The sequence below is a fragment of the Paenibacillus sp. V4I3 genome (assembly GCF_030817215.1).
Taxonomy (GTDB): Bacteria; Bacillota; Bacilli; order Paenibacillales; family NBRC-103111; genus Paenibacillus_E.
In genome coordinates this window covers 2,623,834-2,638,862 of sequence record NZ_JAUSZA010000001.1, presented here as the reverse complement: position 1 = coordinate 2,638,862, position 15,029 = coordinate 2,623,834, and the positions used below count along the sequence as shown (strand labels likewise).

Here is a 15,029-nt window from a genome sequence, read left to right as displayed (position 1 = left end):
CTATCCTCCTAAAGATGCTAGTTATTTAAAATAACATTCTGACCTTCCTTTAGTCCGGTTCGGATTTCCACTTCTGTCGGTGTTACAAGCCCTTTTTCTACATCAATTTCCTTCCGACTTTCACCAACCAACACTTGAACGTAATCCCTACCTAAGTAACTTCGAAGACCAGTTCTTGGTATGACAATGACATTTTCTCGTTTCTCAACGATGATCGTTATGTCTCCGGATACACCGATCGCTGCTCCTTCAGTTCCATCGGGAACCCCAATAATAATCGTTTTCGCATTTCTTTCCGCTTGCGCTTTGTTGTCTGTTGGAGGTGAGCTTGAGGGTGTTCGCAGCACTTTGCCTTGTATCTTATTTCCAGAGGAACCAATCTTCACTTCAACATCCATGCCAACTTCAATACCGGAAAGTGTACTAGAATCTGAAGATTCGTAAGATAACTGCAGCTTTGTAGGATCAGCGATGACGACAAGCGTACTGAAGGCATCCACGACATTTCCCTGCTGTGCATCGGTTAAGTAAGTTACCACTCCCGCAGAATCGGCCGTCAACATTGTCTTGTCTAGCTGGGCTTGAAGGGAGGCCAATTGGAGCTGCGCGGCTTCGACATCTATAGCCTTCAAACGATTCGATAGCACTTGATCGGGGTCAAACTGCCTCGTTTGCACACTAGCAATCTGGGATTTCTCCAGATTCAGTTTTTGAAGGGCAATCCGAGTTTCTAAGTCGCCTTTTTCCAGTTCAGCAAGCACATCTCCCGGCTTAACGGTATCGCCTAGTTTAACGCGCAATCCAGCTAACCGATGACCGGACTCTTTAAAATAATAGTTGGTCGTTTGACTAGACTTAAAAGTCCCAACAACACTGACCTTCCTCGTTATGCTGCCCTTCTTCACTTCGTAAAGGTCGAAATTTTCTTTTACGGGTTTGATTAAAGGCGGTTTAAGCGCTTCCTCTTCTTTGGGCAACAGAGAGCATCCCGCTAGTAAAAACATAGCACTTGTTATTAGAACGAGCTGAGAAGCAAATTTATTAACCTTCATCGACAATGGTACCATCCTCCAGTGCATACACTTCATCTACAATTTCCATAATAGCGAGATCATGCGTGGTCAAAATAATTGTCATTCCTTCTTGCACCAAATCTTTGAACAGTTTAAGCACCTGGAGACCCATTCTGCTATCTAACTCTGCTGTAGGCTCATCTGCTAAAATCAACTTAGGCTTGTGCGCAATGGCCCTGGCAATCGCTACCCTCTGCTGTTCTCCTCCGGAAAGTTCGTAGGGACGATGCTTCATTCTCGGCTTCAATCCAACGAAATCTAGCGCTTCTTCTGCCAAACGCTTATATTGATTGGGGTGAATACCCGAAATGCGCAATCCAAACTCTACATTCTCGTAGGCTGACATATAAGGCACCAAGGCAAAAGATTGAAAAATAAGCCCGATCTGCTTCCGTCTGACTTCATTGCGCCTCGCCTCGGATAAACGGCTGATCTCCATGCCTTCTAAATAAACGGTGCCTTCCGACGGATGATCGAGTGCCCCTAATATATTAAGCAGCGTTGTTTTACCAGATCCTGATCTTCCCCGCAATGCTACTAGTCTGCCTTTGGGAATACTTAAATGAGCACCCCGCAATGCGTGAACGGCAGCCGGTCCTTTCCCGAAAACACGTGTAACGCCAATTGCTTGTACCATGGGCACCTGATCTTCATACGTTTTCAAAGTTAGCACCTCTTCAGAATTGGAATCGAAATGACCAAGCGTAGATATAGAGAAATACACCTTTTTGGAAGCGCTTAAAAAAATGAGTAAAGCTATGTAACAAATCACCTTTATTTTCAATATAAGATAGTTACCTTCATTATAAATCTATCTTTTGCCAAAAAGATACAAATAAAAAAGAGGATCGACATGCGATCCTCCCTGCTTACTTCTATTCTTCTGAAAAGTGCTAGAGCACTTTAGACAAAAATGATTTCGTTCGTTCCTGCGTGGCATTTTCAAAAATTTGCTCAGGCTTTCCTACTTCGACAATAACGCCTTGTTCCATAAACATAACGCGATCACCGACCTCGCGAGCGAAGCCCATTTCATGCGTGACGACAACCATTGTCATCCCTTCTTTGGCCAGCTGCTTCATTACAGCAAGCACTTCCCCGACCATTTCGGGATCAAGAGCCGATGTAGGCTCATCGAACAGCATGATCTTCGGCTCCATAGCCAGTGCTCTTGCAATAGCCACACGCTGTGCCTGACCGCCCGAAAGCGAGTCTGGAAGGGCATTGGCTTTATCTGCAAGCCCAACTTTATCTAGAAGCTCCAGCGCTTTCTTACGCGCTTTATCCTCTGGCCATTTTCTCACTTGAAGAGGTGCCAACATGATATTATCAATGACTTTCATATGCGGGAACAAATGAAACCGCTGGAAGACCATTCCGAGCTCCATACGGATCTCATTGATCTTATTCATCGGATCCATAATCGATTTACCTTCAATCAAGATACTGCCGCTATCCGGTTGTTCTAACAGGTTCAAACAACGCAGAAATGTCGATTTCCCTGATCCCGAAGGTCCTATCACAACAAGAACCTCTTGGTTCTGAATATCGGCACTAATATCTCGAAGGACGACATTATCTCCGAACGATTTTTTAAGATTTCTAACTTCGATCATTGCAGTCATATCTCTACACTTTCCTTTCCAGATAAGCAAGCAGCTTGCTTAGAGAGTAAGTGAGAATGAAATAAATAAGAGCAGCTGTCAAGTAAGGTTCCCAGACTTTAAAGTATTGGCTGCGCATCGCATTGGACCAATACATCAATTCTGGTGCAGCAATAACAGCGAACAGGGAGGAATCCTTAATCAGTACGATAAATTCATTCCCAAATGGAGGAATCATACGTTTAATCGCCTGAGGCAAAATAACCGATTTCATGGTTTGGTAATGGGTCATTCCTAGCGAGTGCGCGGCTTCCGTCTGTCCTTTATCGATGGATTGAATACCGGCTCTGAAAATTTCGGCCATATAGCCTGCTGAATTCAAAGACAAGGCAACAATTGAAGCGATGATCGCATTCGTTGTTCCTATGAATAATGGAACGATTCCAAAGTGGACAAGCAGTATCTGAACAAGCAGCGGTGTGCCGCGGAAAAAGTTAACGTACATACTAGTCGGCCATCTTAAGTAGGCACGGTGCGACATTTTGCCTAATCCAACAGCTAACCCTAGTACAGAGCCGAACAGGATGGAAAGAATGGAGATGCCAATAGTCCAGAGCGTACCCTTGAGCAATAAAGGTAAATATTCAAAAATGATATCAAAACGAAAATCCATTCCACACTTCCTTTCTTCATTTTTTTTGCTATTTACAGAACAAAAGCATGCGTAAGGTTGAAGTCACGCATGCTGTTGACCTATTATTTTTGTTCAAGTAATTTCTTTGTATCCGGCTCTTGACCGAACCATTTTTTGTACACTTTTGCATAAGCACCGTTCTCAATAACTTTCTTGATTGCCGGGTCTAACTTTGCTTTAAGCTCGCTGCCTTTAGGAAACAAAATACCGTAGTATTCGGACTCAAAGTTTTTCGGATCAGAAATCGTAGTGAATTTCTTGTTCGGATTATTTTTCACATATTCACGAACAATAGCAATATCAGCTACAACAGCGTCAACACCGTTATTTTCAAGCTCCATTAAAGCTAATGTGTTATTATCCAGACGTTTCAAGGATGGGTTCTTCTCGCCCATAATTTTGCTCATCAGCGTATCCGCTGTTGTAGAAATTTGAACAGCTACTTTCTTGTCTTTCAAGTCTACCGCGCTTTTGATCGGGCTGCCTTCTTTAACAAGAATCATGTTCGTCGATTCGAAGTAAGGGATGGAGTAATCGTAAGTTTGTTTACGCTCATCTGTAATTGAAACGCTGGAAATTCCTGCTTGAAACTCTTTACCTTGCTTCACACTTGTTAGCATGGTATCCCAGCCTGTGTTCGCGACTTCGTAGGAAAGACCTGCTTCCTTCATCACTTCAGCAAGAAAATCGATATCAAAGCCAGTCATCTTATCTTTATCCATATATTCCATTGGTGCATAGGCAGCATCAGTAGCAAATTTGTACTTCGTGCCACCACTTTCCTTAGAACCACAACCTGCAAGAGCAACAACTAAAGCTGCAGTCAGTATAAAAAACATTAATTTTTTCAAAATAATTCCCCCCGTTCTATGTAATGGACGAATCATATTTTAACACTTGGTCAATAAAATAACAACGCCTTTGTTAAGGAAATTCGCTAGAAATATATTGAAAATGGCTAATTTTTCACATTTTTAGATATCTGCACAATGTTAAGAAAGTTTATTGGTCATTATGCTCAAATAAATAAAAACGCCGAGATCCAAAGATCCTAAGCGTTCTAATTTTGTCATTCAAAACACTTTTACATCATTTTCAAAATGGCTTCCCGTCCCGTCATCCCAGCTACAATACCCAAATCTTCTGCAGTGTGTGTCACCGATTCAAGCGGCGCTTCCAGAAGTTCCTCAATCGTACGAACCCCCGTTGCCCGTGCAGCTACAATATTCCTGTCCTTCAAGCGTTCATTGAGCAGCGCAACATCGAGAGCGCCACACATAATATAACCTTTATCCGTTGTCACAACCAACAACGTCGTTTTCGGCAGCTTCACTTCAATAGCAATTGCAGTACGTCCTTCAAGGAGAATGGGTTCAACGCGCATCATGCTCTGCACAGCTCCTCTTCGCAGTCTTACGGTAGTATATGCGCGGTCGGCTAGTACGGTGTAAGAAAGGTTTGAAAAGTTTCGGGTGAATTTCAAATTCATGGGGAAAGCAAGCTATATTTGGGTTTGATATCATGATATAGTAAGTACTAGCGCAGTTTCTGGGCAGCAAGGAGGCTATATGAGTCAAGGAAAAGCAAATATAAGTCCGAATGGGCATTTATTTACCGTAGAAATTCTGATTGAAGATGCCACGAATGGCCTTGCCATGGAAAAGCTCCTTCATCTTCTGAATGTGGATACAGTCAAGGATTACCAAATTATTAATGGCATTCAACTTGGCAAATTGATTGAACTTAACACCAAAAAAGAGAGCACTCCTCCGTTACAACCAAGCAAAAAAACGGCTGCTGTCCCAGCTTCAACTGTAACAGCTACGGCGAAAGCCACCGACAACAGCGGAGCTTCAGATACAATTATTGAGCAATTGGAAAGTTTCAAAGTGAATAATACGTTAATCCGTTTAACGGTTATCAAAGGTCAAGGAATCCAGCTTAATCTTCCATGTCGGATTTTGAATTATGATAGCAGTAATCAAAATGTATCGGTGTATCATGTAGATGAGAAGAAGGTCTACTTATTCAAATTGAATGAAATTGATGATTATGTCGCTTTCTAAATAAAAGTAAGAGGGTTTCCTAGAATATGGATACCCTCTTACTTTTATTTGGCATGGACAGACGCAGCAGCTGAAGCATTTGGAATACCCGTTCTTAGCATTTGTTCTAGTTCATCCGCACTTACGGGTGGACTAAACCAATAGCCCTGCACCTCATTACAGCGATTCTGATGCAGAAAATGCAGTTGATCTTCAGTTTCTACGCCTTCAGCAATGACCTTCAAGTTCAAATGGTGCGTCATCGCAATAATCGTGGCCACGATGGCCGCGTCATTCGGATCCACCATGATATCTCGAACAAAGGAACGATCGATCTTCAGCTTATCAATCGGAAATTTCTTTAAGTAGTACAGCGAACTGTAGCCTGTCCCAAAATCATCAATGCTTACATTCACGCCTAGCTCCTTAAGCTCAAGTAAGCACTGAATGGCGTGATCAACATCCATCGTCATGCTTTCGGTGATTTCAAGTTCCAAGTACTGCGGATCAAGTCCTGTTTGTTCCAAAACATGTCTGATCTTGCCTTTGAGATTGTGTTGAAAAAACTGCCGCATAGACAGATTCACAGATATCGGCATCATCGAATACCCTTGGTTCTGCCATGCTTTATTTTGCTTACATGCAGCGCGCAGTACCCATTCACCGATCGGCACGATCAATCCGGACTCCTCAGCAAAGGGAATGAAATAGTTTGGCGAGATGAGACCTTTCTCCGGATGATCCCAGCGAATTAAGGCTTCGACACCGACAATGCTTCCCGTTTCAATATCGACCTGAGGCTGATAGTATAAGATGAACTCATCCCCGACTATCGCTCTGCGAAGCTCACTCTCCAGCTTGAGGCGGTTGATTGAAACTGACTTCATGTCCGTATTGAAGATCTGAAAGTCGTTGCGCCCCTTCTCTTTGGCTCTAGCTAATGCAATGTCAGCATATTTCATAAGTATTTCCGCTTCATCGGCGTCATCAGAGGAAATCGCAACGCCAATACTAGCTGTAATATGTAGTTCATATTGTTCTAAAAGAAACGGCTTTTCGAGGACACGATTTATCTCTGCTATAACCGCAATTACGTCATTAGAATCGGCCACATTCGTATAGAAAAAGGCAAATTCATCGCCTTCCGTGCGAGCTAAATAATCATTGACCGTTACACATCTCGTGAAACGCTCCGCTAACTGCAGCAGCAGCATGTTTCCGTAATCATAACCGAAGCTGTCATTGACCAGCTTGAAGCGATCGATGTCCAAATAGAAGACAGCTACCTTTTGTCCAATGGATTTGGAAATACTTAGCCGCTCATTCAAGTTATCTCTGAACATACGCCTGTTCGGCAGCCCTGTCATATCATCATAATAAGCCATGTAGCGAACTTGCTCATCACCGCGCTTACGTTCTGTGATATCCTGGCATATTAGAATATTGCCTTTGGAATTAGGCTGCAAATCAACAGGAACAGCAGTCACGTTCAAATCCACCCGGTAGCCGCTTTTATGTATAACAGCTGTTTCAAAGGTAACAGGAGTCCCGCTTCTCACTTGTTCAAGCTGGCTACCTGTCCGCTCCAGCTGCTCTTGTGTAACAAAGCTGATAAACGGTTGATTGAGCAGCTCAAATACGGAGTAGCCGAGGATGGTTTCTGCCGCTAAATTAATCCGAATAAATTTACCATCTTGATCAAAAATACCAATCGCATTAGGATTGTGCTCGAATAAGGAATCAAGCACATTTAAATAAGTGTGATCCCGCGGCATTTCTTTTTTTAAGGATTGTATACTTCCACTCTTTCTAAGCAGCACGATAAGCAGCACTAGTGAGGCAAGCAAATAAATCCATGCAGCATACGGCTTTACGTAAAAGCTTACGAATATGGCGACTAACAGATATCCGCCAATATAGAGCCGGTTTTTCACAAATTAGCCTCCTCTTACTGCTCACTATTGGTAATAGGAAGCGTCACACTGACAACCGTTCCTTCTCCCACCTTGCTCTCAACCACAAACTGGCCATGATGATCCTCAATGATTTTATTCGTAATCATGATGCCAAGCCCAGTCCCTTTTTCCTTCGTTGTATAAAAGGGCTCTCCAAGCCTAGCCAATACATCCTCCGATATCCCATGCCCTCTATCTTGAAACAACACACGCACCGTTTTGTCTCCAACTGAAAATAGTTGAATATCGATTTTTCCGCCATCTGGCATGGCTTCTATCGCATTTTTGAGCAAATTAATGAAGGATTGCTTCAGCTGGTTTTCCTCGCAATGAACAAGCGGCAGATGATGCTCCATAGCGACAACGAATTGAATATTACTAATAATGGCCTGTGTCTCAAGCAGGGTTATGACACTTTTGATAATATTCTCGATACTTTTGGGCTGGTATTGTATGAATTGCGGCTTAGCGAGAACGAGCATTTCTGTCGTAATCAGTTCGATCCGTTCTAGTTCGGACATCATAATATCATGGTATTCTTTTTTATTTACAGCACCCTGGTGCAGAAATTGCATAAATCCTTTGAGGGTAGTCAATGGATTACGAATTTCGTGAGCAACTCCAGCAGCAAGCTGCCCGATAAGGGACATCTTATCTGACCTGTGGAGCAGCTCTTCCGTACGCTGCCGCTCAGTAATATCCTTGAATGATAGGACAACTCCAATGATTTGATCTTGATCCAAGATCGGCGAAGTCATGTATTCAACCGGAAACGAGTCTCCATTTTTTTTGTAAAAGATCTCGTTTGAACAATCACAAACCCCTTCGAGCATCGTTCGATCTAACACAGTTTCATTCTTGATTTGCAAATCTTCATCGGTTCCACTAGCACGTGTCAAAACGAGATAAGGATTCTTCCCCACCATTTCTTCATAGGTGTAACCCGTTAAGCACTCCGCCGCTTTATTCCAAAACGTAGTGCCAAAATGCTCATCGATGCCAAACATGCCCTCTGAAACGGCATTTAGAATGAGTTGATTTTGGTTATGATTTAGCAGGGATTGATAGCTACGCCTGCTTTCCTCAAGCTTATGCTCCAAACGTTTTCTTTCCGATACATCTTGAATCTGCACAACTACAAGATTTGGATACGCTTCCGTATCACGAATGAAGGAAACTTGAATAATTCCCCATATTATGGTGCCATCCTTATGGACATAGCGATTCTCTCTTTGAGTAGATTCCCGCTCACCACGAAGGGTCTGTTCGCATAGTTCTGCATAGGTAGCCACATCATCAAGATGCGAAAACTCCTGAATAGGCAGACCAATCAATTCTTCTTCTGCGTATCCTAAGAGGCGGCATAACGATGTATTAACCATGAGTAACCTGCCGTCCAGACTAACGATTGCCATTGAAATGACTGCGCAACCAAACAATTGATGATATAGCTCATGGCTTGTGAATAGTTTTAGTTCCGAAGCAATTGGCTTACCCGTTTCTGATTGGTTCCCCATGATATCAGCCATGCGCCACATCCATTCAATTAAGGAAGAATGATCGAATCCGTCATGGATTACTTTCTACATGATCCGAGCTTTTTCCTGCTTAGAAGACAAAATACAATGAAAAAAGAGTCAGATTTCCTGACTCTTTCCATTTTCTTATTTGTAAGCGGCCACGGCTAGAAGTATCCATCCAACCAAGAAACTGAGCCCGCCTAGTGGGGTAATGGGTCCAAAAAACTTGAGTCCAGTCAGACTCAAGCCATATAAACTACCTGAGAACAGGATAATACCAATAAAAATGCCCCACCCCGATGCATTCACCATCGAGCTATTTGCCAGCTTATCTGACAAAAGAGCAATAAGGATGAGGGCTATCGCATGAATCATGTGATATTGTACGCCGGTCTGAAACACATCTATCTTATCCGGAATCCTTTGTTTCAAGTAATGAGCCCCAAAAGCGCCTAGAGCGACTGAAAGAAATGCATTCAAACTGCCTATCAGCAAAAAAAGTTTCATCATTCTCGTCTTCTTTCCTTTCCGAAACGATATTATTTATTCCACTTCGCCAATATCATGCTGACCGACAATTAACCGCACGGGCTCCAAAAACACACGTGTTACCGAAGGCTTTTTGATAAGATCGAGTTCAATATCTACAACCTTATTACGAGTGGTTTTGCCTTCTCTTTTGTCATAAACAACATCAAATTGTTTCAGACCAAGCTGATAAATCACCACAGATGAACCAATCGTTAATGCATTCGATTCAAAATCGCCATGGTCAAATAATACCTCTGACAAAATTTCTTCATTCATATCCACAATCGTAACATACTGACAAAATTGGTAACGCACTAAGGATGTCCCCCTTTAAAGATAAGTATGATTACCCATTCGCCGAAAAATGTCGAAATTCCTGCTAACTTCATGATTCCCATCCATGTTCATATAAAATCCAAACAAAAGATAACAACTGGAATTGTAAACATACTAAATAAAGTTGAAGTAAAGACAGCCTGTGAAGAAAACTCCGGTTCATTCTCATATTCAATGGCCAGCAGCACACTGCTTAAAGAGGTCGGCACAGCACACGAGAGAATCAATGCTTTGGCCGTAATCCCTTCAATCCCAAGCAGCCAAACAACGAAAAATCCGAGCAGCGGTCCTGCGGCAAGTCTTAGTATATTAGAAACGAGCACATTGGAAAAATGAAATTCCCATTTCATACCGCCAAGCTGCACACCTAGGGTCAGCAAAGCTGTCGCCATAAAAGCGTTTGAAATATACTGCAGCGGTATATGAATCGATCCCGGAACAGGTAAATGGAAATACCGCAGCAGCAGTGCAATCGGAATGGCGTAAATGACCGGTAAGGAAAGAATGGTTTTCATCGTTGCTTTCCAAGTAGATTTATGTGCATTTAAGGTATAGATGCCGTATGTATTGGGAATTAGCGTTTGCATAATCATGATCACGATTTGGATAGATAACGTATAGGCATTCCCACCAAAAACAGTTTGATTCAGCGGCAGTGCGTAGTTAGCGCTATTGTAGAAAATAACACTATTGCGCATGGCAATACGCATACCGCGCTGCATCTTTTTCAACCGAATAACAACCTCAATGCTGGCAAAAAGGAGACTAAAGAATAGGACAAAAAACAAGAGAACCTGCATTAAAATATGCAAGTTCATTTCGGACTCATACAGCTTAACAAAAACTAAGGCGGGTGAAAACACGTAGAAATTAAGCTTCGATAATGTCTTAATATCAATCTGGAAAGCGCGGTACATCGCTGCGCCGATCGCAATCATAATACTAATAGGTACAATGTTATTCACTAAAATGTATATGAAATAACTCATTCCAGATCCTCACTTCAAAAACCTATAGTCGTTCCTTAATCGAACGCATTTACGCTGCTGATAATACGTTTTAACTGTTCATTAAAAGTGTAAATTTCTTCAGGAGATAGCCCGCTTGACGCAAGCAGCGACTGTGGGATACAAAGTGCCTTCTCGTAAAGGGCAAGACCCGCTTCTGTGATTTGAATATTCACGACACGTTCATCTTCAGAAGATCGTTTCCTTTGAACCAGTTGCTGAGCTTCCATCCGCTTAAGCATAGGTGTCAAAGTACCCGAATCAAGATCAAGCTTCTCGCTAAGCTCTTTGACTGTACTTTCCTTTTGATCCCAGAGAACCAACAGCACCAAATATTGCGGATAGGTAATCCCCAAACCTTCAAGAAAAGGGCGATACATGCGAGTAATGGCTCTCGAACTTGCATATAGACTAAAGCACAGTTGATTTTCTAGCTTTAAAAATTCACTGCTGCTCATTGGATTGGTTTCCTTTCTGTTCAGTCATATTGTAAACAATCGATTTGTTTCAAATGTATATAAAATAAATCCCTCTGTCAATGTGAATAGTTAACTTCTATAGGTGAATACGAAAAAGGGACTCACAGCAACTGCCATCCAGGATGACAATAGACTGTGAATCCCTCAACTTGCTTACCTATTTAATCCCTGCAACTTTTACATACTCAAGCCATTGTTTTTTGTATTCTGCCTGGATTTTCTCCAGCCCTGCTGATTTGGCTTTTTCCATAAAGGTTTTGAGTCCGCCTTCAACATCTGCTACTAGACCTGCTTCCAGAGGATACAGATATTGCTTTTCGACTTGCTCTAAAGCTGCTTTCTCAGCTTGGTAGCTCGTATAGTCTTCAGCGAAACCTGTAAATTTATCTGGTGATGAAATTTTATCAAGATCTGCGAAAATTTTCTTTACGCCATCATAGCCTTTGTCGAAGAGCATAAATTCAGGATTTCTCCACGCCCAACCTTGCATAGATTCTCTAGGGAATCCATTGCTGTTATTATCGCCGATCATCGTATAGTATCCGTTTTCAACCTTATAGTTCTTACCTTCAATTCCATACTCCGTTAATTGATTGTATGTTTTGTCTGTAACCATTTTTTCGTAGAAGGCAAGAGCTCTCTCTGGATTTTTACTGCTTTTCGGAATCGCAAATCCATTATGAATAGGATGCACAGGCTCTGCATGCCCCTTTATCAGAGGCGCTGGATAGTATTCGAGTTTCCAGTCCGGATGCGTACCATCAATTTTGATCTTCTGATCATTAAAGCGGCTTGGGTTATCGCCTATGTTGGCCGCAGCTTTACCGTTTATAATCAGATCTGTCATAGAGTCTTTAACATTCAGAACGTTTTTGGTAATGTAGCCTTTATCCTGCCATTTTTTATAGGTTTGCAGCTCTTTTAAATGCTCAGCTGAGCCCCAGTAGGAAGTAACTTCCGAAGGATTTTTATAGGGAATACCAATTCCGTAAGGAAGTGCTCCAACCGGATCTATCGTTAAATTTTTATAAAGATCTGAAAGATTCGTTTTCACATCGCTGTTTGCTGCCAACGGGATCATATCCGGCACGTTCTTCTTAATTCCATCCAGATAAGCTTCAAAGTTGGCAAGCGAATCCGGCTTCGGCAAATTGAATTTCTCTCTGAGATCTTCACGCCAGATAAAGCCTGTTGTCACATACTCTTTGTAGGTGGCAGGAACAGTATAGATTTTCCCGTCAATTTTAACCGCATCCCACATATCTTTAGGCACGAAGCTGTTTAATTTAGGAGCTGCTTTAGGGAGCAATTCATCCAGCGGAAGGAAAGCTCCTTTTTTCGCATAGGATTGATACTGCGTCCAATCAGCTGTAAAAATCAAATCGATCGGCTGTCCTGACGATAGAAGCAGCTTATATTTCTGATCCCAGTCGGTCCATGTCGTGAAATTAAACTTGACCGTCGCATTCAGATCCTTAAGTGCCAGCTTGTTAACTTCTTCTTCGATGACGGAAAGATCCTTAGGCGCTGGACCTAACATATAAAATTGTAGCTCTACTTTCTTCGAAGTATCAAGACCTGCTGGTTTGCTGACAGCGGAAGCCTCAGGTGTTTTCGTTGCTTGCGTTCCAGCAGTAGGACTGGACGATGGTGTAGTCGAACTGCTGCACCCAGCGACAACGGAACCTGCTAACGCTAGTACCATAGATGCACTGTATATCTTTTTCAAATTACTTTTCATATAAATCCTCCCTTTTTATTCTTGAATAATATATGTTAGCTGACGGCAAGTATCCGTTTCAGTTCTAACCTTTGACAGCGCCAATCGTTAATCCTTTAACGAAAAACCTTTGTACGAACGGATATAGAAGGAGAATTGGACCCGTAACAATCATAGCCATAGCCAGTTTGGTGGATTCCGTTGGGATATCCTGTCCGAATGAAACCCCCGTACTCACGCCTAGCTGCGAAACGGCTGCAGCTGTATTAATAATGTTATACAGAAAATACTGCAGTTCGTATTTATCCTGATCGTTGATGAACAGCGACGTAGAGAACCAACTATTCCAATAATGCAATGCCAGGAATAACCCTACTGTTGCAATACCTGGCATTGCTAAAGGAAGCACTACACGATAATAAATCGTAAAATCGTTGGCACCGTCAATCTTTGATGACTCTGTAAGCTCCTCCGGTATGGAGGATTTAATGAAGCTTCTCATTAATATAATTAGGAAAGGAGTCATGAGCCCTGGAAAAATAAGAGCTGCATACGTATCCGTCAATTGCAAATATTTGGTGATCATAATGTACCAAGGTACCAGGCCTCCGCCAAACAGCGTAGTAAAATAAATGTAAAAGGAAAGTTGATTACGGTACCTGAAATCTTTTCGTTGCAAGACATAACCAGCCATCGTCATCATGAACAATCCAAGCGTTGTACCAACGATGGTAACGAAGATCGTTACCCCATAAGCCCTTAGTACTTTTCCTGGGAATGTTAGAACGGCTTCATAGGCTGCAAGGGAAAATACTTTCGGAATCAAATGGTAACCATCACGAACAATCGACTCATTGTCGGTAAATGACCCCGATATCAACAGTAAAAAAGGAAAAATACAGATCACGGAAATCGTTATGATGATTAGATAGGCAATAATATAAAACGCGACAGAATCAATACTGTTAGACTTCACTGGAACCTCCCCTAGAAAAGCGCATACTCTTCATTTGATTTTTTAATGAAATAGTTCACTGTCATTATCAATACAAAACCGAAGAAGGACTGGAACAATCCGGCTGAAGTCGCCATCCCGATATCGAATGTCACTTTTAGTGAACGAAATACGTAAGTATCCAGAATATCTGTTGTATTGTACAAGATCCCGTTGTTTCCAATGAGCTGATAAAAGAGATCGAATTGTCCTTTCATGATACTTCCCAATGAAAACAGGAGTAATATGATAAAGGTTGGCTTTAGCATGGGCACCGTAATGTACCAAATCCTTTGAAAAATATTCGCACCATCGATTTTCGCGGCTTCGTAATATTCATCGCTAATGCCTGTAATAGTAGCGAGGTAGATGACCATCGTATAACCTAAGTTTTTCCACACATAGAAAATGACCAAAAGGAATATCCAAGCTATCGGTGTGTTATAAATATCCATCGGATTCGAACCAAATGACTTTAGCGTGGTATTCACAAAGCCCGTATCGTAATTAAACATGTTATACGCAATAGCATTCAATAAAACAAACGATATAAAGTAAGGTAAAAACATGACGGATTGCGTGATCTTCTTAAATGCCTTGCCTTTCATTTCACTTAACATAATCGCACAAAAGATCGCTGCGCCATTTACAAATAAAATAAAAGCAAGGTTATAAGCCACTGTATTTCTCGTCAGTCCCCATAGCGCTCCCGACTTCCATAGGAATTTAAAGTTTTCTAATCCCACAAATGGACTTCCGAATAACCCTCCATTAAAATCGAATCTGGTAAACGCGAAGTAGATCCCAACCATCGGCACATAAGAATTAATGAAAAAGAATACTAATGTTGGTGCTATCATGAGAAACAAAATTTTGTTTTTGTTTAACTCGTACAAGAAACCATTCTTTCGTAACATGCTGCGAAGCCTCCCTGCCTAATTTTGAATGTTGATTTGTATGTCATGCTCGAATTATATAGCTAGCTATTCTGGAAGAGATAGTGAAGATATGATACTAAATATGAATAATTTGCAGTTTAGGCTCCTTATGCAAGTATGTACATTTTAAACA

General features: G+C 41.8%; 16 protein-coding genes. 1 reads left to right on the top strand and 15 read right to left on the bottom strand.

Going from position 1 to position 15,029, the window contains the following annotated elements:
- Nucleotides 1-17: 17 nt before the first annotated feature.
- The 6 genes from QFZ77_RS12105 to QFZ77_RS12080 form a co-directional block, all read right to left on the bottom strand.
- Nucleotides 18-1,052, bottom strand: a complete 1,035-nt coding sequence (locus QFZ77_RS12105) for an efflux RND transporter periplasmic adaptor subunit (protein WP_307449464.1) — start codon at nucleotides 1,050-1,052, stop codon at nucleotides 18-20.
- Nucleotides 1,042-1,710: an ABC transporter ATP-binding protein gene (locus QFZ77_RS12100; RefSeq protein ID WP_307449460.1), complete on the bottom strand. Its 669-nt coding sequence runs from the start codon at nucleotides 1,708-1,710 to the stop codon at nucleotides 1,042-1,044. Before QFZ77_RS12100 ends, QFZ77_RS12105 begins: the two co-directional genes overlap by 11 nt.
- Nucleotides 1,711-1,966: 256 nt before the next feature.
- Nucleotides 1,967-2,689, bottom strand: a complete 723-nt coding sequence (locus QFZ77_RS12095) for an amino acid ABC transporter ATP-binding protein (protein ID WP_307449458.1) — start codon at nucleotides 2,687-2,689, stop codon at nucleotides 1,967-1,969.
- Nucleotides 2,690-2,702: 13 nt separating this feature from the next.
- On the bottom strand, nucleotides 2,703-3,350 hold the full coding sequence (locus QFZ77_RS12090) for an amino acid ABC transporter permease (RefSeq protein ID WP_307439734.1): 648 nt from the start codon (nucleotides 3,348-3,350) through the stop codon (nucleotides 2,703-2,705).
- 83 nt (nucleotides 3,351-3,433) lie between these two features.
- Nucleotides 3,434-4,258 (bottom strand): basic amino acid ABC transporter substrate-binding protein, encoded by an 825-nt coding sequence (locus tag QFZ77_RS12085; RefSeq protein WP_373462589.1) that lies wholly within the window; start codon nucleotides 4,256-4,258, stop codon nucleotides 3,434-3,436.
- Nucleotides 4,259-4,455: 197 nt separating this feature from the next.
- Nucleotides 4,456-4,758, bottom strand: a complete 303-nt coding sequence (locus QFZ77_RS12080) for a YunC family protein (protein WP_307439730.1) — start codon at nucleotides 4,756-4,758, stop codon at nucleotides 4,456-4,458.
- A 181-nt stretch (nucleotides 4,759-4,939) separates the two neighbouring features.
- On the opposite strand from QFZ77_RS12080, the gene QFZ77_RS12075 reads away from it, so the two are divergent.
- A complete protein-coding gene (locus QFZ77_RS12075) occupies nucleotides 4,940-5,437 on the top strand; it encodes a hypothetical protein (RefSeq protein ID WP_307439729.1) in 498 nt (165 codons plus the stop codon).
- Between the two features lie 44 nt (nucleotides 5,438-5,481).
- Here the strand turns inward: QFZ77_RS12075 and QFZ77_RS12070 are convergent, their stop codons facing one another.
- From QFZ77_RS12070 to QFZ77_RS12030, 9 genes are all read right to left on the bottom strand, one after another.
- Nucleotides 5,482-7,350: a putative bifunctional diguanylate cyclase/phosphodiesterase gene (locus tag QFZ77_RS12070; RefSeq protein ID WP_307439727.1), complete on the bottom strand. Its 1,869-nt coding sequence runs from the start codon at nucleotides 7,348-7,350 to the stop codon at nucleotides 5,482-5,484.
- A gap of 14 nt (nucleotides 7,351-7,364) precedes the next feature.
- Nucleotides 7,365-8,900, bottom strand: coding sequence for a PAS domain-containing sensor histidine kinase (locus tag QFZ77_RS12065; protein ID WP_307439725.1), 1,536 nt, complete (start codon nucleotides 8,898-8,900; stop codon nucleotides 7,365-7,367).
- Nucleotides 8,901-9,035: 135 nt separating this feature from the next.
- Nucleotides 9,036-9,398, bottom strand: coding sequence for a DUF423 domain-containing protein (locus tag QFZ77_RS12060; RefSeq protein WP_307449453.1), 363 nt, complete (start codon nucleotides 9,396-9,398; stop codon nucleotides 9,036-9,038).
- Between the two features lie 36 nt (nucleotides 9,399-9,434).
- A complete protein-coding gene (locus tag QFZ77_RS12055) occupies nucleotides 9,435-9,737 on the bottom strand; it encodes a hypothetical protein (protein ID WP_307439723.1) in 303 nt (100 codons plus the stop codon).
- A gap of 89 nt (nucleotides 9,738-9,826) precedes the next feature.
- The gene (locus tag QFZ77_RS12050) at nucleotides 9,827-10,747 is read right to left on the bottom strand and encodes an AEC family transporter (RefSeq protein ID WP_307439721.1); all 921 of its coding nucleotides are present in this window, start codon (nucleotides 10,745-10,747) and stop codon (nucleotides 9,827-9,829) included.
- A 35-nt stretch (nucleotides 10,748-10,782) separates the two neighbouring features.
- Nucleotides 10,783-11,223, bottom strand: coding sequence for a MarR family winged helix-turn-helix transcriptional regulator (locus QFZ77_RS12045; RefSeq protein ID WP_047676650.1), 441 nt, complete (start codon nucleotides 11,221-11,223; stop codon nucleotides 10,783-10,785).
- Between the two features lie 178 nt (nucleotides 11,224-11,401).
- The gene (locus tag QFZ77_RS12040) at nucleotides 11,402-12,985 is read right to left on the bottom strand and encodes an extracellular solute-binding protein (RefSeq protein WP_307439719.1); all 1,584 of its coding nucleotides are present in this window, start codon (nucleotides 12,983-12,985) and stop codon (nucleotides 11,402-11,404) included.
- A gap of 64 nt (nucleotides 12,986-13,049) precedes the next feature.
- Nucleotides 13,050-13,940: a carbohydrate ABC transporter permease gene (locus QFZ77_RS12035; protein ID WP_307439717.1), complete on the bottom strand. Its 891-nt coding sequence runs from the start codon at nucleotides 13,938-13,940 to the stop codon at nucleotides 13,050-13,052.
- 11 nt (nucleotides 13,941-13,951) lie between these two features.
- Entirely contained in the window at nucleotides 13,952-14,875 is a 924-nt protein-coding gene (locus tag QFZ77_RS12030) for an ABC transporter permease (RefSeq protein WP_307439715.1), read from the bottom strand.
- Nucleotides 14,876-15,029: the final 154 nt, after the last annotated feature.